We start from the raw sequence: 25,753 nt of genomic DNA on the forward strand, positions 1-25,753 counted from the left end.
ATGGCGAACGCGCCGCGTTGCGTTCGCCCGGTCCACTGCGACCGCTACGGTTGTGGCGGCGGAACCGGCGCCAGCCGCAGGTCGTGGAAGTCGAAGCTGAAGTCGGTCAGCGGCGAGATGGCTTCCATCCTCGCCTCGCGGAGGCTGCCGTCCGGGTTCAGGGCATAGGTGATGAAGGCGTCGGCATTCAGCCAGCGCTCCCGCCAGCGCACCACGAACGTGTCGTGCTGCCACGGCTGCAGGTCGCCGACCAGTTCGGGCGTGCGACTGAAGCGCAACACCAGGCCGCCCTCCTCGTTCGTCACGCTGACGTCGCCATACCAGGGGTCGCGCAGCGTGCCTGCATATTTCTCCAGCGGCAGCGACGGGCGCGACGATGCATTCCGTGCCGCCTGCAGCTTGCGCCAGTGCGCGTCGGCGTTGTCCTTCGACAAGGCCACCTGCGCCGCATAGGCGGCCAGCCAGTCGGTCCCACTGTTCGCCAGGTAAGCGTCCAGCACTTTCAGCGTCACCGCATTGAACGCCGCGCCGACTTCCTGGTTGGTCAGCACCACGATGCCCAGCCGGTGCTCCGGCACCAGCGTGACGCGTGAGACCATGCCCGGCCATCCGCCCGTATGCCAGACCAGCTTCTCGCCCTGGAATTCGGACACCGTCCAGCCTTCGCCATAGCCGAGGAATGCCGGCTTGGCCGCTTTCAGTGCCTCGATCTTCGGTTCGGCGATGGGCATCGGCGTGACCAGCGACCACATGGCCTTCTGTCGTTCCGGCTCGAACAGACGATGCTCGTTGCCCTTCGCATCGCGATAGACGCCGCCGGCCAGCTGCGCATTCATCCAGCGCGCCATGTCGGACACGCTGGAGTAGAGCCCGCCGGCGCCTGCGACGTTCTTCCATGTCATCCGCGGTGCGGGCACGAGCGTGGTGAAGTCGGCCTTGGCGTGGCCGGTGGCGACGTTGTCGCGCGGCGTCAATGCATCGCTGTTGTAGCGGGTTTCGCGCATGCCCAGGGGCTGGAAGATGCGCGTGCGCAGGAACTCGTCGTAGCGCTGTCCACTGGCCTGTTCGATCACCAGCTGCGCCACGCCATAGAGGATGTTGTCGTAGGCGTAGCGTTCGCGGAAGCCGCCGCTCAACGGCACGTCGCGCAGGCGTTCGGCCACCTCCCGGTTGCTGTAGGTCGTGGTGGGCCAGAACAGCAGATCGCCCGCGCCCAGTCCCAGCCCGCTGCGATGGACCAGCAGGTCGCGTATCCGCATCTCGCGGGTGACATACGGGTCGCTCATGCGGAACCAGGGCAGGTGGTCGATCACCCGGTCCTCGAGCGTCAGCTTGCCTTCGTCGGCCAGCATCGACAGCGATGCGGACGTGAAGGCCTTGGTGTTCGACGCGATGGCGAACAGCGTGTGCTCATCCACGCGCGCGGGCTTGCCCCGTTCGCGCTCGCCGTATCCGCGCGCCAGCACCACTTCGCCGTCCTTCACCACCGCCACGGCAATGCCGGGCACATCGAACGACTCGCGCACCGACGCCACGTAGGCGTCCATGTCCTGCAGCGATGCAGGCAATGCGCCGGTCTGCGCCTGCGCGCCCGCACTCACCACCAGCAACCAGGCGAACCACGGCGATCGACGACGGCGCGTGGCCAGGGCAGTCAGCGTCATGCGTTTTCCATTGGCAAGGAACCAGCGCGCGACGATACCGCATGCCCTGCGCCCTGTCCGCGATGCCGGTGCGGCACGGCACACGCGGCATAATGGCCGGATGATCGACGCACCTGATTCCGCTCCCCCTGCCCGTTCACTGGCCATCATTGGCGGGGGGCCCGCCGGCCTGATGGCGGCCGAGGTCGCGCGTGCCGCCGGCGTCGAGGTGGACCTGTACGACGCCAAGGGATCGGTGGGCCGCAAGTTCCTGATCGCCGGCAAGGGGGGATTGAACCTGACCCATTCCGACCCGTTCGATGTGTTCGCCGGCCGCTATGGCGAACGCAGCCCCGAGATCGCCGGCTGGCTGCGCGACTTCGATGCCGACGCCCTTCGCGCCTGGGCCAAAGGCCTGGGCGTGGATACGTTCGTCGGCACCTCGGGCCGTGTGTTTCCCACCGACCTGAAAGCCGCACCGCTGCTGCGCGGCTGGGTGCGCCGCCTGCGCGAACAGGGCGTGCGGTTCCATGTGCAGCACCGCTGGCAAGGATGGGACGCCCACGGCGCGCTGCGCTTCGCCACGCCCGCGGGCGAGATGACGGTCAAGCACGACGCCGTTGTGCTCGCCATGGGGGGAGGCAGCTGGCCGGAACTCGGCTCGGACGGCGCCTGGGTCGCATCGCTCGAAGCGCAGGGCGTTCCGGTGGCTCCGCTGCAGCCCTCCAATTGCGGTTTCGACATCGACTGGAGCGAACACGTCGCCAACCGGTTTGCCGGCGCGCCCCTGAAGCCGGTCGTGGCGTACTGGCGTGATGCGCAGGGCCGGGAGCAGCATCGCCAGGGCGAATGCGTGGTCACCGCCACCGGTATCGAAGGCAGCCTGGTGTATGCGCTTTCCCCCGCGCTGCGCGACGCCATCACGCGTGACGGGCAAGCGACACTCCACCTGGACCTGGTGCCCGGGCGCGAGGCCGATGAGCTGCTGCGCGGCCTGCGCAAGCCGCGCGGTTCGCGCAGCCTGAGCGAGCACCTGCGTCGTGAAGCCGGATTGACGGGCGTGAAGGCCGCGCTGCTGTACGAGGTGCTGGACAAGGCCCAGCTGGCCGATGCCGAAATACTCGCACGCACCGCCAAGCGCCTGCCGCTGGTGCTGGTGCGTCCGCGACCGATGGCCGAGGCCATCAGCAGCGCCGGCGGTATCCGCCTGGAGGCGCTGGACGACACCCTGATGCTGCGCGGGATGCCGGGCGTATTCGCCGCGGGCGAAATGCTGGACTGGGAGGCCCCCACCGGCGGCTACCTGCTGACGGCCTGCTTTGCCAGTGGCCGGCGCGCGGGGTTGGGCGCGGTGGTCTGGCTCGCGGAGCATCCGGCGACACACCAGGCCTGAGGGTGGCTGGTCGCCCGCAGGGGCTGCGGCGCGCATCTCGGTAATGCGTGCCGCAGCGGCTGCGGAGCGTGCGCGCAAGATACAGATCGATGTGTTGAAGTCCGGTTAGCGTTTCGCGGCAATTTCATGACATGACCGCAACCTGCGAACGTGTACGCGACCGCATGCATGCCAGCAGGTCGCTGCCGGACTGTCGCAACGACACTTGTGCTGAATCAGGGTTCACTTCGCCGGCGGCTTGGCTTCGCGCCTGGCCTTTGCGGCCACCCACATGTTGTCGACCAGGTTGGGATACCGGCGTCCGGCGGCTTCGGCCCGCGCGCGGGCTTCCTCGATCTGCGCCGGGGTCAGCTTCAGCGGCGTGCCGCGCTTGGTCGGGTTGGCGCGCTGCCAGGGCGCGGGCTTGCGCGTGGCCATGTTCAGACGGCGGCGGTGACGACGATTTCCACCAGCCAGTGCGGATTGGCCAGGTGCGCCTGCACGGTGGCGCGCGGCGGCGCGTGGCCCTCCACCACCCACGCGTCCCACACGCGGTTCATCGCATCGAAATCGTGCAGGTCCTTCAGGAAGATCTCCGCACGCAGGATGCGGGTCTTGTCGGTGCCGGCGCGCGCCAGCAGTGCATCCACTTCGTCCAGCACCTGCTGTGTCTGCCCGCAGATGCTTTCGGCGGGATTGCCCGCCACCTGCCCGGCCAGGTAGACCACGCCGTTATGGACGGCCATCTCGGAAAGACGCTTGCCCACATCGAATCGCTGGATCATGGCACCCACCCCTTGGCCTGGAATCCGCCCAGCTTAGCGCCGTGCGTCATCCATCGCACGCGCGGGCGACGCCGCGCGCCAAAGCCAATGCCCGCCCAGCGCCATCGCGCCGACGATGGCGGCGATCAGCAGCTTCTGTACCCAGCCCTCGCCCGCTGGCGGCCAGAACGCGTGGATCCACAGCAGCGCATAGCAGGCCAGCGACCATCCCATCGCCAGCGGGAAATGACGCCGCCAGTGGGCATCGAAGCGGAAGCGCCACGCCTGCAGCACCATGCCCGTCGTCACCAGCAGGAACGCCGAAATCGCGCAGGCGTGGTGGAACCATTGATGGAAGTCCGGATCGATCGCCGGCAGCCACGAATCCCCGATGGCCACGCCGCTCAATGCCAGCGCGCCACCGCAGAGCAGCAGCGTTGGCGCCGCACTGCGCGCGCTCGCCTGCAGGCTGGCATACAGGCCGGCCGCCAGCAGCACGATGGCCCCGGCCAGCACGCAGTACAGCGTGCGCAGGCCCAGACCGTACGGCCCCAGCAGGTACTGGCTGAGCGTGGCGTCCTGCCAATCCAGGTCCCGCCGCAGGAACTGCAGGGCCAGCGCGGTGGCCAGGAACGCCATCGCGCCGGCCATCGCCAGGGCGCCGCCGGCGCGCTGCCACGGGATGGACGGGTCGGTGATGTCCGTCGCGCGGACCGGCAGGTCGCTGGATGTCATGCGGCGAAGGCCTCCTTGGGGGCTGCCGATTATCCCCGACCGACCCGGCGCCGGCCGTGTACCGGCTCAAGAAATGGCCCCGCCTGCCGATCCCGCCCACATAAATCCATTTACCTTAGTATGTCGGGACCCGGTAACAGCCGGGACCGGCCGCAACGAGTAGGGGACTCCTCGCGCCCATGCGTTCTCACGAAACCGCGTCCATCGCCGAGCGCACCCGGCACGCCCAGCGTTTGCCCAGGCGTATCCATCGCCTGCGCACGCTGGGCATGGGCCTGGCCGCGCTGCCGATCACGGTGGTGCTATGGGAGAACCAGGCGTCGCCGGCCAGTTGGGCATGGCTGGCGTTCACTGCGGTGCTGTGGCCCCAGCTCGCCTACTGGCTTGCGCTCAATCACCCGCAGCCCTACCGCGGCGAGATCCGCAACCTGCTGTTCGATTCGGTACTGGCCGGCATGTGCGTGCCGCTGATGGCCTTCAACCTGCTGCCCAGCGTGCTGCTGGTGACGCTCGCCACGGTGGACAAGATCAGCACGGGCATCGATCGCCTGTGGTACTGGTCGCTGCCGCTGATGCTGGCGGGTGCGGTGGTCGCCGGGATAGCCACGGGCTTCGAGCTGCAACCGGTCACCAGCATGCCGGTGATGCTGGCCTGCCTGCCGATGCTGATGATCCATTCCATCGCGGTCAGCCGGGCGAGTTACCACCTGGTGCGCAAGGTGAAACGGCAGAACCGCCAGTTGGACGAACTCAGCCGCCGCGACACGCTGACCGGGCTGGACTGCCGCCGCCACTGGCAGGAGCAGGCCAGCCAGATCCTGCAGCAATGCGCGCAAAGCGGCGAAGCCGCCACGCTGATGATGATCGACGTGGACCACTTCAAGACGATCAACGACCGCCACGGCCATGCCGGGGGCGACGACCTGTTGCGGGCCACGGCGCAGGTGATCCGCGACAGCATCCGCAGCATCGACTGTGCGGGCCGGCTGGGCGGCGACGAATTCGCGGTGTTGCTGCGTGGGACGGAGTTGGAATCGGCCGAGATCGTGGCCGGCCGCATCCTGCAGGGCGTGGAAGCCATTCGCGTGGACTGTGCCCCCACCCTGCGCTGCACGGTCAGCCTGGGGCTGGCCAGCGCGGATGATCCGTCGCTTGGCCTCAGGGCCTGCCTGGAAGCGGCGGACCGTGCGCTCTACCGGGCCAAGAGCGGCGGACGCAACCGGCTGGCGGTGCATGTCGCGGGGCAGCCGCTGCAGCCGATGACCAGTCCGGGTTGAGTGGACTTCCCGCGCGGGAAGACACAGGCGGGACGGATCAGGCGGTCGTGTGGTGCTCTACGCGCCCGTCACGGTGGGGCAGTTCAAGCACGTTGCTGCCCACATCGCGGGCGTTGTCCTGCGCGGGCTCGTGGATGCAGACGCGGTTGCGGCCCAAGTGCTTGGCGCGGTACAGCATGCGGTCGGCGTGCGAGAGCAGCTTGGCCAGGCTGTAGCCGGCCAGCGCGCTGGAGGTGACGCCGAAGCTGCCGGTGATGGCGAAGGTGTGGCCGGTGGACTTGGTGTCGATCTGGGCCAGGCGCACGCGGCAATCCTCGGCGACGCGGGCGGCGGCACGCAGGTCGCAGCCGTACATCAGGATGGCGAACTCTTCGCCGCCCAGGCGACCGAGCACGTCGATGCGACGGCAGAAGCCCTTGCAGGCTTCCGCGACTTCGGTGAGGGCCCAGTCGCCGGTCTCGTGGCCGAAGCGGTCGTTGATGTTCTTGAAGTGGTCCAGGTCGAACATGATCAGCGCGGCCTGCTCGCCGTTGCGGGCGCATTCGGCCAGCGCGCGCTCGGCACGCAGGGTGAAGTGATGGCGATTGCAGATGCCGGTCAGCGCATCGGTCTCGGCCATCTTCTTCAACGACAGCTGCACGCGCTTGATCTTGAACGCCCAGTAGCCGATGGACGCCACCAGCACGACCAGCAGGATGACAATCAGGCGGGTGTTCTGGGCCTGGAGCTGATCCACTTTGCGCTGCTGTTGGAGGACCTGATTCTGTTGATCCAGCAAGCTGATCTGCTGGTTCTTCTGCAGGATCTGCTGCCTCACCAATTGGTACGCCAGCTCGCGCGTCTTTACCTCGTTCAGGTATGCCTTGTCGGCTTCCGCGTACTTCCGATACTGGTTCAATGCTTTTGTCGGATCGCCGCGCAACAGGGCAATTTCGTACAGGACACGATGCGCCGCCACCAATGGTTGTGAATTGGCGATCGCGACAGTCTGGGCCACCGCCTTGACCGCATGCTGTTCTGCGGCCTCGACATTCCCCAGCTTCATCCGGTATTCGGCGAGCATCGAGTGATACTCGCCGATAAGGCGTGGGTATGCCGCCCGTTCCACATCAGGCAAATATCGTTCGAGCAGGTTGATCGCGTTGGTCACTTTTCCATCAGCGAACCACTTGCGAGCCAAGTAGCTGCGCGAGAAGCCGGCAAGCAGCGGCTCACCTTGGCTCGCACAGTCCTGGATGGCCGCGAAAATGGCTTCATCTTCCGGAAATGTCAGGAAACCGATCTGCGACTCGATGATCAGGTTTCCGGCAACGCACCGGCTTCTTCCCACAGGCTCGTCGTCCAACACTTGCTGCGCGTACTTCTGAGCGAGGCTGTACTCACCCACTTGGTTGTACAGCACGCCGGCAACCAACAAGCCACGATGCTTGACCTCGCGATCCTCGATGGACTGCGCGAGTGGAAGCATGACATTCAGCGCCTGGAGTCCCTGTTCGAACTGCCTGGTCATTGCATAGGTGTTCGCCAGTACGGCACCGGCTTGGAATTTCAGCTCTGCATCGGCCTTGCCAAGTTGAATTTCCTCCAACTGCTTGATGGCGGACTCGGCCTGTCCCTTGACGAGAAATCCATAAGCACGCAGCAGCTTGAGCCGAACCTGTTGTTCGGAGGTCGCTCTGTCTTCCTGACGTTCAAGCTTGGCTAAAAGACGATTGAAGCCGGCAGGATCGGAGGTGCGTATGTCGTCCGCCTGCTGAAGCAGGGAATCGAACGATTCCTGAGCGAAACTCAAGCCTGAAGCAGCGCAAAGGAGCATTGCCAGAAGGCCTTGTCGGACTCGCACATTCATCGTCAACTCCTGCTCAAAACTAATCCATTAGGGTGCCGACCGGCGAGCCTGAGAATTACTCCTTCTCAGGCTCCTTGTCGCCATCAAACTCGTCCTCATCCTGCAGCGGCGCGTCCTGTTGTTCTTCGCTGTCCGGAGCCACGACCATGCAGTGCATCCTGGCACGACCATCCAGCAAACCGTTCAATGCTTGGACATCGCGATCAAGCAATGCCTGCTGCTGCCGAGTGTCAATGCGCAGGGCTTCGACTGCCAAGTTATAGTCTGCTGCAAAGGCTTGCCCGACCAGCGCGGTGGCGCCCATTTGTTCCAGAAAGCGAATCGCGTTCGACACGTGAGTTTCCCCTAAACTTGTAGTGATGTGCTTAAAGCAGGGCGGTTCTTCCGATGGACGGTCCCCGTAAGGCACGGCTTGTTGGCAGGTCCCCAGTCACGGCTCTTGCGCCCGATCAGCGCAGGTGTCGCCGTGCCCCCAACGTGCCGACAATACCCGCTTTTTGCAGGCATCTCCACCCATCGCTCAAGGATCTGCGGGCAGACACCCTACGCACCCGCCCCGGTCAGGACAATGCGATGTCTTCATCCCGCAACTTGGCCAAGCGCTCAAGCACGGCATGGTTCCTTTGCAGGGCGCGTGCCGGCGGGACGACCAGCGTCGTTGCCAAGCGCAGCTCCGCCGAAAGTAAGGCAGAAAGGGGCATCCGATCCATTCGAGGCTCCGAAATGGGGAGGGTCGCCGCTTCGTAGACGATCACCTCATGGTCCAACGGATAGTCCGGGGCCAATAATTCAAGCAGGACCGCCCTGAATGCGGCTCCCGTGGAGAAGCGCGCCAACGTCCGATCGCCGGCCACCCCGATCTGCCAGAGGACAAGATAGGCGGAAGGATCTATGCGGCGCTGGTAGAACATGAACTGGCTGGCCTCGTAGTGCTGGCAGCCATAGGTCCCTGGGTCGATGCCCAGGTCGGCGTAAAGGCAGTCCTCTGCCGAGACCGCCGCCTCCATGATGGCGTCGTAGCCCTCCTTCCTGGCTTGGGCAACCGCGCGGTGCGGCACGAGGGCGAACACGCCCGGATGACCGTAGAAGGCACCGCAGACCCGGCGGCCTGCCCGGACCTCCGTCATCATGGCCTCGACCATCTCCCGATAGGTCTCGGTGCGGGGTTTGCCTTCGGCATAGAACGGCTGCAGGCTGCGCACATCCGCATTCATCTCCTGCACCCACAATTCCACCAGAGGATCGGACATCGCGGAGAACACCACATCCGCCTGCTCGATGTGGTTGCGCGCACGTGGCGCCAGATGCGCCCCAAGGGTCATGCCTACGCCCACGCACGCCAGACTGCCTTTCCCATTACGGCTACTGCTCACTGCATTCCCCCTAAGTACGGCGCTGGTCTAACTACAAACCGCCGGCGCCGGTTTCAAAAAACCACCTGCATACTCCACCCAGTCGTCTCGATCCATCCGCCAATGAATGCGGCCCGTAAGACCCGGGATCTGGCGGAACCCCAGCTTAGTCATCAGCCCGATGGAACGCTGGTTTTCCTGCTGCTGACGCCCGAACAGGGATACCAAACCAACGGTTTGGAACCCGTGGTCACGGACGGCAGACAAAGATTCGTAGGCGTAGCCCCTGCGATGCTGGGACGCCACGATCATCGAGCCAATCTCGGGCATGCCCTGGTGCATCACGATGCCGACGAGTCCGACGATATCGCACGAGCCACGTTCCTCAGCACGCCATAACCAGGCCCGCGGCGGCACACCCTGCATCATCTTCATGCTGGTCCGGAAAGCGGCGTCCGCGGCGTCGCGCGTCAAAGGAGCACCAATCTGCCGCATCAACTCCGCATCCGTGAACAAGTCTCTGTAGAAGGCGGCATCGCTTTGCTGCAACGGATGGAGATGCAGGCGCGAGGTTTCGATCACGCGCAACCGGTGCTCCCGAGTGCTGGCAGCGCTCACCTCGCCTCCACCACCGGCAGCTCCGGCGTCGTCCTGCGGATGATCTCCATCGATTCGGCGTTGCGGCGCTTCCATTCCTCGAGTTCGGCCTGGCTCCAGACGTTGGTCGGGGTCAGGTGGACGAGGTCGGCGGGATCCGGGTCCTGGGCGGCGCTCATGATGTACGGCTGAGCGCGGGCCATCCTCCTGCCCTCGGGCGACCGCACCATCACGGACCCCGTGCGCGGCCGGACGGCGGCGCGATCTTCGGCCTCGGGCGCCGTGACCACCCTGGACAAAGACCGGTGGGTCTGCCCCTCCCGCGCTAACCACTGGGTCAGCACCCAGCCCAGCACACCCACGACGAAGATCGCCGCGACCGCAGGCACCGGGCCGCGTCCCCGACGGGGATGCTGGCGCGCTCGCGCGGACGCGGGCCTGGCCCTCCGCCCCACACTGGCCGGCACGGGCGGAGGCCCGGCGATCGCGGGTCCACCCGGCGGCAACGGCGGTGGCCGGACGGACGCCGGCGCATCGGGATCGCGGGCCACCTCGGCCAGCAGCGCCGGCGGCAACGGCCCCAGCAACTGGCGGATCGTCTTGCCGTCGATCAACTGGATGGCGGGATTTTGCGCCGCGGAACGCAGCGCATGCGGCGTGAACTCCCCGCTGGTGATCAGGATGGCGCCGGTGGCGCCCCGCGTGGTGGTCAGCAGGCCCAGCAGCTGGTGCACCGGGTTGTGCGGCACCTGCTTTGCGTTCCAGTGCTTGCACTGCACGATGACCAACTCCGTGCCGCGCCGCAGCTTCAGGTCGATGCCGCCATCGAACCGACGACCGGTGCCGGCGGTGCCGACGTGCTGCACGTCATAGCCCTGGTGGCGGTAATGGTCGGCCACCAGCGTCTCGAATTGTTCCCAGCCCACCCGGCTCAGGGCATCCGTCTGGCGGTGCCTCACCTGCTTCAACATCTGCACGCATCCCCGTCGCGTGGTATCCCCATGGCGATGATCGCCGCCCGGCGGGCGTGGCGTCCAGCCCGCGTTCTCAGCGGCCCCGTGCCGCGGCCAGCTGCATCCTGGCCCACTGCACCACCTGCTCGCGGGTCATCGCGCCGGCCTGTCGCGCGACTTCGGCGCCATCGCGCAGCAGCACCAGCGTGGGAATGCTGCGGATGCCGAAGCGGTTGCCCAGCGCCGGCGACGCGTCCGTGTCCACCTTCGCCAACCGCAGCGCGGGTTCGAGCAGCGGCGCGGCCTGCTGGAAATGCGGCGCCATCTGCAGGCACGGCCCACACCACGGCGCCCAGAAATCCACCAGCAACGGCAGCGTGCTGCGCAGCGCATGACGGTCGAAGTCCGCTTCGCCCAGCGCCAGCGGCGTGCCCATGAACAAGGGGGCATGGCAGCGGCCGCACTTCGGTTGCTCGGCCAGACGCGCGACCGGAACACGGTTCATCGCCGCGCAGTGCGGGCAGGCCAGCAGATGGTCGGGAGCGTTCATGCGGGCATCGTAACGGCTGGAGCCATTGGCGCGTAAAAACCGCGGCCGCCGTGGGGCCATTCGCGCTCCGCGGGGCCTGCCGCAGTGCGATACGGGATTAGAATCGGAGCGTCGAGGTTGACGCCCGACGGGGCGTGGAGGTGCCGCGATGATCGCCTTCATGATGGCCGCCGCGCTGGCGCTGTCCGGCAACGGCGCCGCCCCCCTTCCGCCAGATCCAGCCACGGATGCGCCGCCCCGGCCCGAGCAGGTGATGGCGGTGCCCGAACCGCTGCGCCAGCAGTTGCGCGCGTACGTCGGCAACCCGCGTGCTTCGGCCAGCCTCCGCCTGGAACGGCTGGTGGATTTCATGTTCCAGCCCGATGGCCTGGGCATGACGTACCAGCATGACGCCACGTATCCGGTGGCGCAGGCCTACGAGACGCGCCAGGCCAACTGCCTGACTTTCACCCTGCTGGCCGTCGCACTGGCGCGCGAAGTGGGCCTGGATGCCTACGGCCAGCAGATCGAGGAAACCCTGGCGTGGCGGCAGGAAGCCAACACCATCTATCGCACCAACCACGTCAATGCCGGCATCCGCATCCAGCAGCGGCGCCTGACCATCGACGTGGCGTGGGACGTCGTCATCGCGCGCCAGCCGCCGGAACCCATCAACGATGCGCGCCTGCTGGCCCACTACTACAACAACCGGGCCGCCGAACTGATGGCGCAGCAACGGCTGGCCGAAGCCCTGCCCTACGCCACCACCGCCCTGTCGCTCGATCCCGGCTACGCCACCAGCTGGAGCAACGCCGGCGTGCTGTACCTGCGCATGGGCGATGCGACAAACGCCCAGCGCAGCTACCATCGCGCCCTGCAGCTGGAACCCCTGCACCCCGGCGCCCTGTTCAACCTGGTCTCCTACTACCGCCGCGTCGGTGATACGGCGCATGCGGCGCCACTTGAGCAGAAACTGCAGACGGTGGAAGCACGCGACCCGTTCCACCATTTCCTGGCCGGCGCCGAATACGAACGCAAGGGCGACCTGGCGAGCGCGGTGAAGCATTACCGGCTGGCCATCCGCCTGTACCCGGACGAACATCGCTTCCACTTCGGCCTGGCGCGTGCGTATTTCCTGCAGGGGGACACCCGCCGCGCCAGCAAGTCCCTGGCCCGCGCACGCGAACTGAGTGAAGGCGATACCCGCCAGCTCTACCAGGCCAAGCTGGACATCCTGCGGCGGCAGAGCCATTGAGCCGAAGCAGGACGCAATCCGGCACCTGCGATGTTCATTGCGGCGTTTCAGTCCGACCGGCCGGAACCACGGACGCGGCGCCCGGCAATGGATTGCCGAGGTGCTGCCGCAGGAACGCCGCAACGCCACTCCAGAGCTTTTCCTGGTTTTCAGGCACGTCTATCCCGTGCCCCTCCTTCTCGAAGGACAGCTCGACCGGCGCGTGGCCCGCCAGCGTCAGCATCCGCGCCATGCGCCGCGTATGCTCGAAATCGACGCGCGGATCCTCCAGGCCGTGCGCCAGCATGACCGGCACCCTGATGGATTCGAACTGGTACAGCGGCGAGGTCTGCTGCATCTCCGCAAGGTCCTGCTTGGGATTTCCCATCATTTTCTCCATCAACGCCCGGGTCTTCTCGCTGCGTGCCGAGTCGCTGGCCGTGAAGAACAGGATGCGGTCGCTGACACCTGCAATGGACACCGCGCAACGGAACCGCTCCGGCCACCGCACGGTAGCCACCAGCGCCGAGTAACCACCGTAGCTGGCCCCCAACACACACATCCGCTGCGCATCCAAGGGGTACTTCGCCAGCGCCTCACGCAGTGCGGCATCGATGTCGTCCTCGATCAACTTGCCGTAATTCCGGTAGCCGGCTTCGCGGAACGCCTTGCCGTAGCCTTCCGAGCCGCGGAAATTCACCTGCAGCACCGCATACCCCAACGAGGCGATGAACTGCACTTCGCGATCGAAATGCAGGCGGTCGGCCACGCCGATCGGGCCGCCATGAGGGAACACCACCAGCGGGCGTTTTCCGTCGCCGGGGGGCAGCGTGAGGAATGCCTCCATCGAGAGGCCATCCGAGCCCTTGAAGCGCATCACCTGGGCACGCGCGAAACGCGTGCCCGACAGCCACGGCATGGATTCGTCCACCAGGCTGACCCTGCCGGCGGTACTGTCCAGATGGTAGATCTGGGGTGGCTGGTCGGCGGCATCCACGCGCAGCACGGACTGGCGCCCGTCGCGGCTGCGATCCATCACGCTGACCATCCGTCCCGGGAATGCCTTCCTCAGCAGGCCGTCCATATGGACGTCCTGGCTCTGGAAGTACTCGTTCACGAGCTGTCCGCCCTGGTAGTACTGCACGCCTATCGGCACACGTTGCGCGTTGAATATCCCGGCGACCACGTCCACGCCCGCACGGCTGAACACCGTGCGCACGATGGTCTTCCGGGTGACGTCGTATTCCACCAGGTCGCGCTGGTCGCGGTCCTTGTCGGTCAGGCCGTAGATCAGATTGGCGTCGTACGAAATCCCCACGGGCTGGAAATCCGTGTTGTCCGAGAGCTTCATGACCTCGGTGTACGTGCCGTCGCGCCCGTGCAACAGGACGTACTCGTCTTCCTTCCTGACCATCGCCAATCGCAGGTTGCCCTCGCCATCGGTATACCAGCCGACGTCGCCGGTCACGCCGGTGTTCATGCGCCCGCGCACGGTGATCCGGAAATCGTCCACCGCCTTCTGGCTGGAGATGTCCAGCTTGTGGACCATGAACTCGCCGTCCCGGCTGACACTGCCGAACAGGATGTGGTCGCGCTCGCGCGGCAGCGAATCGACCACCACGCCGTCGCGTGGCAGCTTGATGCGCGCGTAGCTGCGCTTGCCTGCCACATCGGTCTCGATCCGTATCACGGTGATCATCTTCAGGCTGCGCGGCTTGTCCAGCGCGATCAAGAGGGTTTCATCGCCGGACCATTCCAGTGACTCGAACCGCAGCGCGCTCTTCGCCATCACGGTCAGCGAGCCGGATTTCAGGTCCACCAGCTCAACGGCCCAGTCATCGTCTGCATTGCGCACGTGCAGAGCGAGCAGCGACCCTGCAGGGTTCAGGCTGGCCTGCAGTATCCGGTCCGGCCTGAAGAGCGTTTTCACCGGCACCGGCAGCGGACCCGGGTCGGCCGGCGACTTCCCCGCAGCGTCGCCTGGCGGCCGCGGGTGTTGCGCGCTTGCCTGCTTGTAGAACGCAGGAAAAGGATCGGGGTAGCGACCGGCAAAGACAAACGGGTGCGTCGCGTAGAGCGACGGATGTTCCTTCTGCAGCCAGTCCAGCGCCGCCAGTCCGCGGTTTGACGTGGCTATGTCCGCCCGCCACAGGGACACGGGGCGGAACACCAGTTCGCCGGGATAGGTGATCCTGCCGGGCTCGACGGTGAAGTGGAAATCCTCGTCATCGCCCAGGGCGTAACGCAGGCCATAGAAAAGCTGCAGCTCGCGCCATTCGTACTTTCCCGCAGGCGCGACATACAGGCGGAAACTCCGCCCCGCCTTGATGTCGCGCATGACGCCCGCGCCAAAGGACTTGCCGTCCCGGTTCACGCGTACGCCGTAGAGATCCACGTTGGTATCCACCGCTACCAGCACAAGTCCCTGGTTGGCCGCCAGCGCAGGAACCTCGCCGGGCTCGACCGGCTCCATGCTGGCACGTGCGTGCCCCGCCATCAGCATGCCCACCAGCATCCAGATGCCGGCCCAGCGTCGGACGCCCGCCCCTGTTCCCATGCTCCACTTCCTTGGTCGATCCCGTGCGATGGCCCCCCGCCATCCCCCCGACGCGATGATACGCATGGCCGCGCATGCAGGGACAGCCGGAGACGACCGCCTTCGAGTGGGCCACCCACCGGGGCTTACCGCTGCAGCACCCACTCGCCCAGCTGCTGGTATTCCGGCTCGCCCTCGATGCCCTGCAACAGGTGCACGGCCTGCGGGTGAAGGACGACGGGCGCCACGTCCACCGGCGCGGTGCGCGGCGGTACGTAGGCCAGGGTCAGGTGGGGTACGAAACTGCGCCCCACGTGTTGCTTGAAGCCCGCCCGCAGCAGCCGCTGCTGCAGGCCGCGCCAGAACGCCACCACCGACGCGGTCGGGTGCAGCGAGGCCAGCGTCAGCGCGGGGTTCTTGGGATTGCCCAGGCAGAGCAGGTGGTCCAGCGTGATCGCCACGGGCTCGGCCTGCCAGTCCTGCATGGCATCGCAGGCGGCACGCACCAGGTCCAGCCTGGGCTCGTCGCTTTCGCCCAGGAAATGCAGCGTCAGGTGGTAGCGCGATGCCTTTACCCGGCGTGCCTGCGGATACGCCCCGTACAGGCTGTCGGCGAGGCGCGAGATCGCGCGTCGCTCTTCGTCGGAAGGCATCAGCGCGAAGAAGAGGCTATGCCGCCGCCCCGGTCGGGGGCCGCCGAACAGATCGCCCTGTTGGGATGGCGCGGAAGATGCGGACATGCTGCGGGTCAAGGGGTTGCAACGCCCGCATCATCCGCGCGATGGCATGCCGCATGCAAGCATGGGGCGGGCCTTTGCCCACCCCATGCTGCGTGTCTGTCGCCAAGGCGGGCCGCACCGACCCCGTCTCAGCACGACCGCATCACCAGATCCGCACGCGGTCCTGCGGCGCGATGTACAGCGGGTCGCCCTGCTTCACGCCGAATGCGTCGTACCACGCGTCGATGTTGCGCAGCGGGGCGAAGGCGCGGATGTGGCCCGGCGAATGCGTGCCGTTGACCAGTTGCTGGCGCAGTGCGTCGTCGCGCCACAAGGTGCGCCATACCTGGCCCCAGCCCATGAAGAAGCGCTGGTCGCCGGTGAAGCCGTCGATCACCGGTGCTGGCTTGCCACCCAGCGAGCGGTGGTAGGCCTCCAGCGCGATGGTCAGGCCGCCCAGGTCGCCGATGTTCTCGCCCATCGCCACGCGCCCGTTGATGTGCATGCCGGGCAGCTGCGGGAACACGTACGCCTCGTACTGCGTGCCCAGCCTGGCGGCCTGCACTTCGAACTTGGCCGCGTCGTCGGCGGTCCACCAGTCGCGCAGCAGGCCCTTGCCGTCGGACTTGCGGCCCTGGTCGTCGAAACCGTGGATGATTTCGTGGCCGATCACGCCACCGATGCCGCCGTAGTTCACCGCGGGGTCGGCGTCCGGGTCGAAGAACGGCGGCTGCAGGATGGCCGCGGGGAACACGATCTCGTTCTTCACCGAGTTGTAGTACGCGTTCACCGTCTGCGGGGTCATGCCCCATTCGCCCTTGTCCACCGCCTTGCCGATGCGGTTGCGGCGGTAGTCCCACTCGAACTGCTGCGAACGCAGGGCATTGCCGAACAGGTCACCGTTCTTCACCACCAGCGCGCTGTAGTCGCGGTACGTGTCGGGGTGGCCGATCTTCAGCCCGAAGCCGGCCAGCTTGGCATGCGCTTCCGCCTTGGTCGCCGGGCTCATCCACGCCAGCGTGTCCAGGCGCGCGCCCATGGCCGCCTTCACGTTGGCCACCAGTGCATCCATCTTGGCCTTGGCGTCCGGCGGGAAGTACAGCTTCACGTAGTCGCGGCCGATCGCCTCGCCCATCGCACTTTCGGAGAACGCGACGCCGCGCTTCCAGCGCTCGCGTTGCTGCGGCTGGCCGGAGAGGAACTTGTCGCGGAACTCGTACTGCGCGACGGAGAAATCCTTCGACAGCAGCGGGGCCGCGTTGTCGGTCGCATGGAAGGCCTGCCAGGCCTGAAGCGTGGCTACATCCGTATCGGCGAAGATCGCGGCGATCTTCGGAATGGCGCTGTCCTGGCGGATCACCGCGCGACCGGCGACCTCCACGCCCGCGGCGTTGAAGAAGTCCGCCCACGGGAAGCCCGGGGACTTCGTCGCGAATTCGGCCATCGCCAACGGGTTGTAGGTCTTGTCGCGATTGCGGCTTTCAGCGCGCGTCCAGTGCGCTTCGGCGATGCGGGTTTCCAGTGCCAGGATCGCCTTCGCGTTCTCCTGCGGCCTGTCCCAGCCGGCCAGCTGCAGCATCTGTGCGATATAGGCTTCGTAGCGCTCGCGCTGCGGCTTGAAGTTGTCGCGCAGGTACATCTCGCGGTCGCCCAGGCCCAGGCCGCCTTGGCTCAGGTAGAGCGTGTAGCGGTCCGGGTCTTTCTGGTCGTCGGTGACGCTGAGGTTGAAGAAGCTGTCGTTGAAGCTGCCACGCTGGCCCATCAGCCGTGCCAGCGCCTGCTTGTCCTTCGCCGCGCGGATGTCGGCCAGTACCGGCTGCAGGGGCTTCGCGCCCAGTGCCTCGACGGTCTTCTCGTCCATGAAGCCTTGATACAGCGCGGCGATCTTGGCCGCGTCGCCCCCCGTGGACGGATCGCCCAGCGCGTAGCCTTCCACCAGCACGCGCAGGCGCGCTTCGGACAGGTCGCGCAGGATGGCGAAGCCGCCATAGCTGGAACGGTCGGCCGGGATCTGCGTGGTGTCGGCCCAGGTGCCGCTGACGTAGCGGAAGAAATCCGTGCCCGGCGCAGCCTTGCGGTCCATGCCCGCGGTGTCGATGCCCCACTCGCCGAAACGCCGGGCGGCGATGGTGGAACCGGCAGCCGGCGTGCCCGTGCTGCCCGCTTCGGCGAACAGCGTCCGCAGGGTGCAGCCATCGTCCAGGCAGCCATCATTTTCGTGCGCAGCCAGCGGGCCGGCCAGGGACAGCGCCAGCAGGGTCGCGGTGGTCAGCAGGGTCTTCTTCAAAGGCGTTCTCCGGAAACAGGACAGATGCGCATCGCGCGTAGGCGTGTACGCGAGCTTACCCTCCCCCCCTTGCCGGCGACCGTGCCAGAGGTTGGGCGCAGATACGGCAAAGTCCGGGAGTGCCGCCACTGGCGTTGCATGGCCGGTGAAGGTGGTGCTTCGGCAGGAAAAAGAAACCCGGCGCGCGGCCGGGCTTCGTTCCAGTCAGAGGCGCGGCACCGGGTCAGCGCGGTGCATCGCCCTGTCGGGTACAACGCCGGCCGCAACGACGATCGGCGTCGCTGGCCATCGTGCCGTCATCCGGTACGAAACCGCCGCCCGACTGCCCGCCGTACGACAGGCGCAGACCGATGCTGCTGCCCTGCGTGCTGTTGCTGGCCTGCTCGTGACCGAACAGCAGCGACAGCAGCCAGCCCGGGCGCAGCTTGACGTCCAGGCCGGCCGACAGCGACAGCGCGTTGTCGTTGTAGCTCTGCATGCCCAGCCGGTAATCGGTGGGATGCGGCCACACCACGTAGTTCATCACCGCCTCGCCCTTGTCTTCCAGCGCCTGGCGGTACTCCAGATTCCAGAAGGGCCGGTAACGCCCGGTCGCGCCGCCGAACTGGTAACTGCCCTCCACGCCCAGGGCGACGGTGCTGTTCTCCACCACCTGGCGGCGATAGGCCAGGTCGTAGATGTCCAGGCCGTACTCGCGGTACGCATCCAGCGTGGTGCGGCTGGCGTCGTAGCGGCCGTAGCCGGTCAGCGCCATGCGCTCGCCACGGTGTTCGTAGCCGAACGCCAGCGAACCGAACCACTGCTCGCCATCGCGTGCCGCCGTGCCGAGCGCGGCGACATCGTCACTCCAGCGCCGGATGTCGAACTCCAGTGTGCCCGTGGCCAGCATGCCATCGACGAACAGGTGCTCGCCCGCACGCCACAGGCCGTAGACCGCCAGCGAACGCTGGTCGGCCTTCAGTTCGGACGCATTGCCATCCAGGTCACTGTCGTTGCGCGCCAGGCTGCCGGCAACGCCGACGAGCACGGCGTCGCCGATCGCGCGATCGACACCCAGCGTGATGCCATCGGTCTGGAAGTCGTACCCGCCTGCCCGGCCACTCTTGCCGAATGTCGCGGTGCCCGATGCCCACGCACCCCAGCCCTGCGGGAGGGCCGGCAACGTGCCGCCTGCCGCCTGCCCGACCGGCACCGAGAGTCCCTGGCGATCCTCGCCGCCGGCATACGCCAGCGTGACGGTGTTGCTGGCACCGTTGGCACCGCTGCGCACCTGGCGCAGGCGGTCGCGGATGTTCGACTGCTGCGCGTTGGCGAAGCGCACGCTGGCGTCCACCTGCGCCTGCAGCAGGCCGATCACGCCCGGGTCACGGGTCGGATCCGGGCGCACCGCGACGACCAGACGCATGTCCACCGTCGCCGCCGCGTAGTTGCCCGCCGCCGCCTGCGTGGCGGTGATCACCGTTTCGCCTTCGGCATGCAAAGTCACCGTGCGGCCACTGATGCTGGCCACTTCCGGATCGCTGCTGGTGAACGTGAAGGCACCGCTGCTCGGGCTCTGCGGATTGGCCAGCTCGAAGGCGGGTTCGCCATAGACCTTGCGCAGTTCCTCCGGCCACGCCAGCGTCGGCACGGCAGCCGCGATGTCCACGTCCAGGCTTGCCTGCGGCGCCGCCTGATGGTTCGCATCGCCCGCCTGGTCCGCCGTCAGGCGGCAACGCCCCGCCGCCAGCATGGTGACGGTGGCAGCGCTCACCTGGCAGACCTGGGGCGTAGTGCTGGCGAAGACCACCGGATTGCCCGATGCACCGCCGGTCGCGGCAAGCACGAACGTACCGTTCGGCGTGAATACCGGCGCTGCCGGATTGGCGACAAAGCCGCTGATCGCCTGCGTGGCCTGGGCCACGACCAGTTCGTAGGCCTGCGTGCCGGCAAAGCCGTTCGCATCGCGCACTTCCACGGTGAACGTGAAGCGGCCCGCTTCCTCCGGCGTACCCGACAGCGCGCCTGCAGCACCCAGCGTCACGCCGCGCGGCAGGGCTCCTGCCACGATCGCGTACGTGTACGGCGCGGTGCCACCGGTGACCGAGAACGTCTGTGCGAACGGCACCGAGTGCGTGGCATCCGGCAACGCGGACAGGCTGAAGGCAATCTGCGGGGCGGCAACCTGCAGCGTGTACTGCCTCTGCGCGGTGAACGGTCCGATGCCCGTGCTGCTGTCGGTCACCTGCACCGTCACCGTGAAGCTGCCCGCCACCGTCGGTGTACCGGTGATGCGACCGTCGGCACCCAGGTTCAGGCCATCCGGCAATGCGCCACCCATCAGTTGGAAGCTGTACGGCGAGGCACCGCCGCTGGCGACCAGGGCATGCGTGTACGCACTGCCGCCTGTGCCGTTGGCGGGATTGGCCGCATCCAGCGCCACGGTCGGCGGCGTCACGGTGATGGTCACCGTCGCGGCCGTCGTGGTCTGGTACGCATCGCTGGCCGTGTAGGTGAAGCTGTCCGGGCCTGCGTAACCGGTGTTGGGCTGGTAGCTGATCGTGGTGCCGTTGACTGTCGCGGTACCGTGCACAGGCGCGGTGTCCACCGCCACCGACGTGGCGGTGCCCGTGATCGCCAGCGTGACCGGCGTGGCGGGTGCGCCGTAGGCCAATGTCGTGCTGACGGGGCCAGCCGCCAACGCCGGTGCCGGCGTCACCGCGTTCGACGCAGCCGAAGGCGCTCCAGTTCCCACGCTGTTCGTCGCCGTCACCGTGAACGTGTAGCTGGTGCCCGGCGTCAGGCCGGCGAACCGGATCGGCGTGGTCGTGCCCGAGGCCGTCGCACCGCCCGGACTTGCTGTGACCGTGTAGCCGGTGATCGCCACGCCGCCGTTGCTGGCCGGCGCGGTGAACGCGATGTCCACCTCGCCCGGCGCGGCCATCGTGGCCGCACCGATGGTCGGCGCACCCGGCAGCACCGCATTGACCGTGAAGGAGCGCGTGACCTGCGGGGCGGCCAGGTAACTGCCATTGCCCGCCTGGTCGGCATTGATCGTGCAGGTGCCCGCGCTGACGAACGTCAGCGCACCCACAGGGGTGATCGTGCACACGCCCGTGGTGGACGAGGTGAACGTCGGCGTCAGGCCGGCGTCCGAGGTCGCGGTAAGCGTCGGCGTGGTACCGAAGTTCTGCGCGCCGGGACTGTTGAACGTGATCGTCTGCGTCGCCGCCGGCGTGATGCTGTTGGATGCCGCCGACGCAGGGCCGGTACCCGCCGCGTTGTCCGCGGTCACGGTGAAGGTATAGGCCTGTCCGTTGGTCAGGCCGGTGACGACGATGGGCGACGACGCACCATTGATCGGCGCCACATCGGCCGGGCTGACGGTGACCGTGTAGCTGGTGATCGCCGATCCGCCGATGTTCACCGGAGCACTGAACGCGACACTCGCCTGCGTATCGCCTGCGAGCGCCGTGCCGATCGTCGGTGCACCCGGCACGACGGGAATGACGGTGAACGAGCGGCTGACCTGCGGCGCCGGCAGGTAGCTGCTGTCCCCCGCCTGGTCGGCATTGATGGTACAGGTACCGGCCGCGATGAACGTCAGTACGCCACCCGAACTGATCGTGCAGACGCTCGTGGTGGACGACGTGAACGTCACGGCCAGGCCCGACGTCGAAGACACGCCGCCCCCCAGGATCGACAGGTTCGGCGATGTCCCGAAGTTCTGCGTGCCCGGGTTGGCGAAGGTGATGGTCTGCGGCGAGGCCGGCGTGACGCTGTTCGATGCGGCCGAGGCGGCACCGGTGCCCACGGAATTGGTCGCGGTCACCGTGAACGTGTACGCCACGCCATTGGTCAGCCCGGTGACCGTGATCGGCGAACTGGAGCCGGTGCCGGTCGCGCCGCCCGGATTGGCGGTGACCGTGTAGCCGCCGGCGATGATCGCAGCACCGCCGGTCGAAGCCGGCGCGGTGAACGTCACCGTGGCCTGGGTGTCGCCCGCCGTCGCGGTACCGATGGTCGGCGCGCCCGGTGCCACGGCGTTGACCGTGAACGTCCGGGTCACCGTGGTCGCGGCGTTCCACGCGGCATCGCCCGCCTGATCGGCATCGATGGTGCAGCTGCCGGCGGTGACGAAGGTCAGCGTGCCGCCGGACGTGATGGTGCAGACGCCGGTGGTGGACGAACTGAACGTCGGCGTGAGGCCGGAGGTCGCGCTGGCGGTCAACGTCGGCGCGGTGCCGAAGTTCTGCGCACCGGGGTTGGTGAAGGTGATGGTCTGGCTGCCCTTGGGCGTCGCGGCATTCGATGCGCCCGACGCCACGCTGGTTCCGATGGCATTGGTGGCGGTCACGGTGAAGGTGTACGCCGTGCCATTGGTCAGACCCGTCACCGTGGCCGTGCAGGCAGCCGGTCCGGCACAGGTGCCGAATGCGCCGCCGGGGCTGGCGGTGGCCGTGTACGTGGTGATCGCAGAACCGCCATTGCTGGCCGGTGCGGTGAAGGTCACGCTGGCCTGTCCATCGCCCGCCGTCGCGGTGCCGATGGTCGGCGCGTCCGGCGCGGTGGGGATGGCGACGGTGTGGGTCGCTCCTCCGGTGAACGCCGCCGGCCCGCTGTTGCCGGCGGCATCGGCGATGTTGGTGGCGCCGTTGAGGTTCACCTTCAACGTGCCCATGCCGGTGATGCCACTCACGGTGACGTCGATCGAGGTGCCCGCGCTGGCGGACACGCTGCTGATCGTGCCGCTCGCCGATCCGGTCGTCCCAAGGGCGAAGTCGTCCGTGGACACGTTGCTGGCCAGCTCGTTGAACGCCACCGTGAACGTCACGCTGGTGCTGGTGGAGGGAGGCGAGCCACTCACGGTGATGCCCGTGACCACCGGCGGCGTGCCATCCACCACCAGCGCCTTGTTCGCGCCCAGCGAACCGGCGGTGCCGGGCGACGGCAGCGTCAGTGTGGCGTTGTTGGTCGCAGCATCGCGGATCGTGCCGCCATTGAGCGCCAGAGAACTGGTGGCGACGTAGTCGAGATCACTGCTGACGTCGCCAGTCTGGACGGTGTAGTTGAACGTCAACGTGCTGCTGCCGCTGCCGCTGGCGTAGTTGGCGGCACGGTCGACGCCGCCGGTTTCCAGCGTCAGCTGCGGCGTGCCAGTGACAGTCACCGCTTCGGTGAAGTCGATCTGCAGGCTGATCGCCGCACCCAACGCGTACGTGCCATCCGGCGTCGATGAGGTCACCGACGTGACCGCAGGCAGCACGCCATCGATCACCAGGTTACGGTTCGCGCCGAGCGAGCCGGCCGTACCCGGCGATGGCAGCGTCAAGGTCGCGTTGTTGCTGGCCGCATCGCGGATCAATCCACCATTCAGCGCCAGCGCCGTGGGCGAGGTGTAGTCCAGGTCCGCCGTGGTGTCGCCGGCCTGCACGGTGTAGCTGAAGGTCAGCGTGCTGGTGCCGCTGCCACTGGTGTAGTTGACCGTGCGGTCGGTCGAACCGGTCTCGATCGTCAGCTGTGGGGTACCGATGACGATGACGTTCTCGCTGAAAGCCACCTGCAGGCTGATGATGTCGCCCACCTTGTAGGTGCCATTGGCCGTACTGGAAGTGACCGAGCTGACGGTGGGAGGCGTCGTATCGGGCGGTACACCGGGATCGATGACGATGTTGTTCATCGAGTGCCAGCTGCCTGAACCTCCCATCATGCCGCCCGCGGAGGTGAACATCCTGACGTCGTCCACGTACGCAAATGCTGCCCCCAACGCGACCGTCTGCGGCATGGCGCCGGGATCGAAACCCTGGAAGGTCATTGAGGCGACCTGGAGACCGTCCCGGTAGCCGATGACGGTATTGGTCATGGGCGACGTCTCGCCCCAGCTGTAATACCGGAACGACGTCAGCTTGAATTCGCTGCCGTCCGCCGAACGCACCGCCATGCCCTTCGTGGGTGTGAGTGCCCCGTCGTCAAAAGTAAGGCCCGAATAACCCGGGTCGCTGCTAAACATCCAGCCGCTGTCACGCCAGTGGATCGCGCCGACACTGGTTCCCGCCGTATCACTGATGTTGTAGATCTGGATGGACAGCCCGCCGATATCGCTCGACCCGCCATCCCCGTCGGAGGCAATGCCATCTCCGAGGCCCACATCGTTCGAGAACGTGAGCGTCGCCGCACGGGCCGGTACCGCGGAGAACAGCAGGCACGCCATCAGTCCGTAGCCAGACAGTCGCGCGAATGCACGCACGCGGCGCATTGCGCCGGAAAGGTAAGGCAACATACGGTTTTCCCCCGAACAGCGTGATCGCTTGATTGCGACAGATGGCGACACGCCTGTCGGCGCGCACCCGCATCATCCACGCATGCCAGCCTTCCGCTAGGAAAGCCTCCCCGGCATGACGGATCGAGCGCAGTCCTACCGCTTCACGGAACGCTGCACTTCCGCCGCATCTTAGCCGGCCGGCCGCGCTGGCTCCAGTGCCGGTATGCGCCGCCACCGCAACTACGTCATGCAAGCGCTGTGCCGCAGCAACATTCCGTAAGTGGACGACTCTGGCCCTGCGGCAGGACACGCAGACACTGCCAGCGCCCGCAACCGTGGGATCCGGAAGCGGTCTTCATCGACCTTGTCGGCCTGTGGAACGGCTGCGACATGCCTCTCCGCAACGGACCTTGCAGTGTCGGTTCATCGCACCCGCGGAACGCCTTGGCGGATCGTGGTCGACCGGCTCCCGCGTTTGCCCTACCGTCGCGCCTCCCTTCCCAGCCGCCCCGAGCCGACCGATGAAACGCCTGTCTGGCCACCTGTTGTTTGCCCTTGCCTTCTCCGCCATGCCCGTCCACGCGGGCGACATCGAAGACGTCACCGTGCCCCTGCAGGCCTATCTGGATGGGCACGCCACCGGGCAGGAACAGCACTTCCGCCGCGCCTTTGCCCCCGACGCGATGCTGGTGGGGTTGCGTGATGGCCGCTACACACAGCGCTCTGCCAACGATTACATCGCGCAGGCGGCCAGCGGACGCGCGCCGGCCGACGAAGCCGCGCGTCGCCGCTGGATCAAGTCCATCACCGTCACCGGCAACGTGGCCACCGCCGTCATCGAGCTGGATTACCCCTCCATGAAGGCACAGGACCACATGAGCCTGCTGAAGTTCGAGGACGGCTGGCGGATCGTGGTGAAGGCCTACGACGCCAGCACGCCCGCCCGCCCCTGAGTCGGGCGCTACGCTCCTGGCGGGGATGGACGAAGACAGGGCACGCAACGTCGCCGCGCATGTGCGACCCCACGCAATGGCCGGCTACGCCGCTTCCAGCCCCAGCGCGGCGCGCTGTTGCGGATCCAACACCTGCACGGGACGGATGGGCTGGCCGTCGGCGGTGAAGAACAGCGTGGGCTCCTCGCGGCGCAGTCTGGCGCCCAGGATGTTCGCGAAGATGCGAAGGCCGCCGGTCACGAAAGCCAGCGGCGTCGAGGGGACCTGCCCGGTTGCCGAGTCCGTGTTGATGGCGACGCGATCGCGTCGGCCGAACGAAGCATCCAGCGCTTCAGGCGCAGCGTCGATGCTGGACGTGACCATGCCGACATAGAAGACCGACGCGTCCCGCGGCGTGTTGCCCAACGGCGCCCGGCAGCACGAGGCATACCACCGCAACAGTCCCTTCCGGCTCAACGACAGGCACGCCAGGTGTTCCTGCCCCGCCGTGATGCGTACCCCGGATGGCGCCATCGCCACGATGTCGGTGCCGCCGTGCGCATCCAGCACCTCCGGTCGCCCGAGGAAGCGGGCGTACGCCTGGCAGTCGCTGCAATAACAGGTCGCACGCAGGTATGCCCGCGCCGGCAGCACCGTTCCCTTCACCTGCGCACAGGCGCATCGCAGCTGCAATGTCATCGGCGTACCTCGAACGCTCATGGGTGGTGTCCCA

At 67.1% G+C, this 25,753-nt stretch carries 19 protein-coding genes; 4 read left to right on the forward strand and 15 right to left on the reverse strand.

Annotated elements, in window-relative coordinates:
• Positions 1–44 precede the first annotated feature (44 nt).
• Positions 45–1,664, reverse strand: a complete 1,620-nt coding sequence (locus OVA13_RS05550; protein ID WP_267792797.1) for a serine hydrolase — start codon at positions 1,662–1,664, stop codon at positions 45–47.
• 100 nt (positions 1,665–1,764) lie between these two features.
• Here OVA13_RS05550 and OVA13_RS05555 point away from each other — a divergent pair, with 100 nt between their 5' ends.
• Entirely contained in the window at positions 1,765–3,036 is a 1,272-nt protein-coding gene (locus OVA13_RS05555) for a TIGR03862 family flavoprotein (RefSeq protein WP_267792798.1), read from the forward strand.
• A gap of 222 nt (positions 3,037–3,258) precedes the next feature.
• On the opposite strand, the gene OVA13_RS05560 is transcribed toward OVA13_RS05555, so the two are convergent.
• The 3 genes from OVA13_RS05560 to OVA13_RS05570 are packed head-to-tail and all read right to left on the reverse strand — an operon-like array spanning position 3,259 to position 4,514.
• The gene (locus tag OVA13_RS05560) at positions 3,259–3,453 is read right to left on the reverse strand and encodes a hypothetical protein (RefSeq protein WP_267792799.1); all 195 of its coding nucleotides are present in this window, start codon (positions 3,451–3,453) and stop codon (positions 3,259–3,261) included.
• A gap of 2 nt (positions 3,454–3,455) precedes the next feature.
• Entirely contained in the window at positions 3,456–3,800 is a 345-nt protein-coding gene (locus OVA13_RS05565) for a RidA family protein (RefSeq protein WP_267792800.1), read from the reverse strand.
• Between the two features lie 33 nt (positions 3,801–3,833).
• On the reverse strand, positions 3,834–4,514 hold the full coding sequence (locus tag OVA13_RS05570) for a DUF998 domain-containing protein (RefSeq protein ID WP_267792801.1): 681 nt from the start codon (positions 4,512–4,514) through the stop codon (positions 3,834–3,836).
• 179 nt (positions 4,515–4,693) lie between these two features.
• On the opposite strand from OVA13_RS05570, the gene OVA13_RS05575 reads away from it, so the two are divergent.
• A complete protein-coding gene (locus tag OVA13_RS05575) occupies positions 4,694–5,791 on the forward strand; it encodes a diguanylate cyclase (RefSeq protein WP_267792802.1) in 1,098 nt (365 codons plus the stop codon).
• Between the two features lie 37 nt (positions 5,792–5,828).
• On the opposite strand, the gene OVA13_RS05580 is transcribed toward OVA13_RS05575, so the two are convergent.
• The 6 genes from OVA13_RS05580 to trxC form a co-directional block, all read right to left on the reverse strand.
• Entirely contained in the window at positions 5,829–7,640 is a 1,812-nt protein-coding gene (locus OVA13_RS05580; RefSeq protein ID WP_267792803.1) for a sensor domain-containing diguanylate cyclase, read from the reverse strand.
• A 55-nt stretch (positions 7,641–7,695) separates the two neighbouring features.
• A complete protein-coding gene (locus OVA13_RS05585) occupies positions 7,696–7,974 on the reverse strand; it encodes a hypothetical protein (RefSeq protein WP_267792804.1) in 279 nt (92 codons plus the stop codon).
• Positions 7,975–8,200: 226 nt separating this feature from the next.
• Positions 8,201–8,974, reverse strand: coding sequence for an SAM-dependent methyltransferase (locus OVA13_RS05590; protein WP_267793457.1), 774 nt, complete (start codon positions 8,972–8,974; stop codon positions 8,201–8,203).
• Between the two features lie 66 nt (positions 8,975–9,040).
• Positions 9,041–9,610, reverse strand: a complete 570-nt coding sequence (locus OVA13_RS05595) for a GNAT family N-acetyltransferase (protein WP_267792805.1) — start codon at positions 9,608–9,610, stop codon at positions 9,041–9,043.
• Entirely contained in the window at positions 9,607–10,560 is a 954-nt protein-coding gene (locus OVA13_RS05600; RefSeq protein WP_267792806.1) for a restriction endonuclease, read from the reverse strand. The genes OVA13_RS05595 and OVA13_RS05600 overlap by 4 nt, the downstream gene beginning before the upstream one ends.
• Before the next feature lie 76 nt (positions 10,561–10,636).
• Positions 10,637–11,092, reverse strand: a complete 456-nt coding sequence (trxC, locus tag OVA13_RS05605) for a thioredoxin TrxC (RefSeq protein WP_267792807.1) — start codon at positions 11,090–11,092, stop codon at positions 10,637–10,639.
• A gap of 148 nt (positions 11,093–11,240) precedes the next feature.
• Between trxC and OVA13_RS05610 the strand changes: the two genes are divergently transcribed.
• Entirely contained in the window at positions 11,241–12,326 is a 1,086-nt protein-coding gene (locus OVA13_RS05610; RefSeq protein WP_267792808.1) for a tetratricopeptide repeat protein, read from the forward strand.
• A 34-nt stretch (positions 12,327–12,360) separates the two neighbouring features.
• Here the strand turns inward: OVA13_RS05610 and OVA13_RS05615 are convergent, their stop codons facing one another.
• From OVA13_RS05615 to OVA13_RS05630, 4 genes are all read right to left on the reverse strand, one after another.
• Positions 12,361–14,862 carry an alpha/beta hydrolase family protein gene (locus OVA13_RS05615; protein WP_267792809.1) on the reverse strand — a complete coding sequence of 834 codons (2,502 nt, stop codon included), beginning with the start codon at positions 14,860–14,862 and terminating at the stop codon, positions 12,361–12,363.
• A 125-nt stretch (positions 14,863–14,987) separates the two neighbouring features.
• Complete coding sequence (gene thpR, locus OVA13_RS05620) at positions 14,988–15,581, reverse strand: RNA 2',3'-cyclic phosphodiesterase (RefSeq protein ID WP_267792810.1); 594 nt, start codon at positions 15,579–15,581, stop codon at positions 14,988–14,990.
• Positions 15,582–15,723: 142 nt separating this feature from the next.
• Positions 15,724–17,847 carry a M13 family metallopeptidase gene (locus OVA13_RS05625; RefSeq protein ID WP_267792811.1) on the reverse strand — a complete coding sequence of 708 codons (2,124 nt, stop codon included), beginning with the start codon at positions 17,845–17,847 and terminating at the stop codon, positions 15,724–15,726.
• Between the two features lie 223 nt (positions 17,848–18,070).
• Positions 18,071–24,106: a fibronectin type III domain-containing protein gene (locus tag OVA13_RS05630; protein ID WP_267792812.1), complete on the reverse strand. Its 6,036-nt coding sequence runs from the start codon at positions 24,104–24,106 to the stop codon at positions 18,071–18,073.
• A 503-nt stretch (positions 24,107–24,609) separates the two neighbouring features.
• Between OVA13_RS05630 and OVA13_RS05635 the strand changes: the two genes are divergently transcribed.
• Positions 24,610–25,041, forward strand: a complete 432-nt coding sequence (locus OVA13_RS05635; RefSeq protein ID WP_267792813.1) for a nuclear transport factor 2 family protein — start codon at positions 24,610–24,612, stop codon at positions 25,039–25,041.
• A gap of 84 nt (positions 25,042–25,125) precedes the next feature.
• Here the strand turns inward: OVA13_RS05635 and OVA13_RS05640 are convergent, their stop codons facing one another.
• Positions 25,126–25,740, reverse strand: coding sequence for a DUF6151 family protein (locus OVA13_RS05640; protein WP_267792814.1), 615 nt, complete (start codon positions 25,738–25,740; stop codon positions 25,126–25,128).
• Positions 25,741–25,753: the final 13 nt, after the last annotated feature.

Source organism: Pseudoxanthomonas sp. SL93 (assembly GCF_026625825.1).
Lineage (GTDB): Bacteria > Pseudomonadota > Gammaproteobacteria > Xanthomonadales > Xanthomonadaceae > Pseudoxanthomonas_A.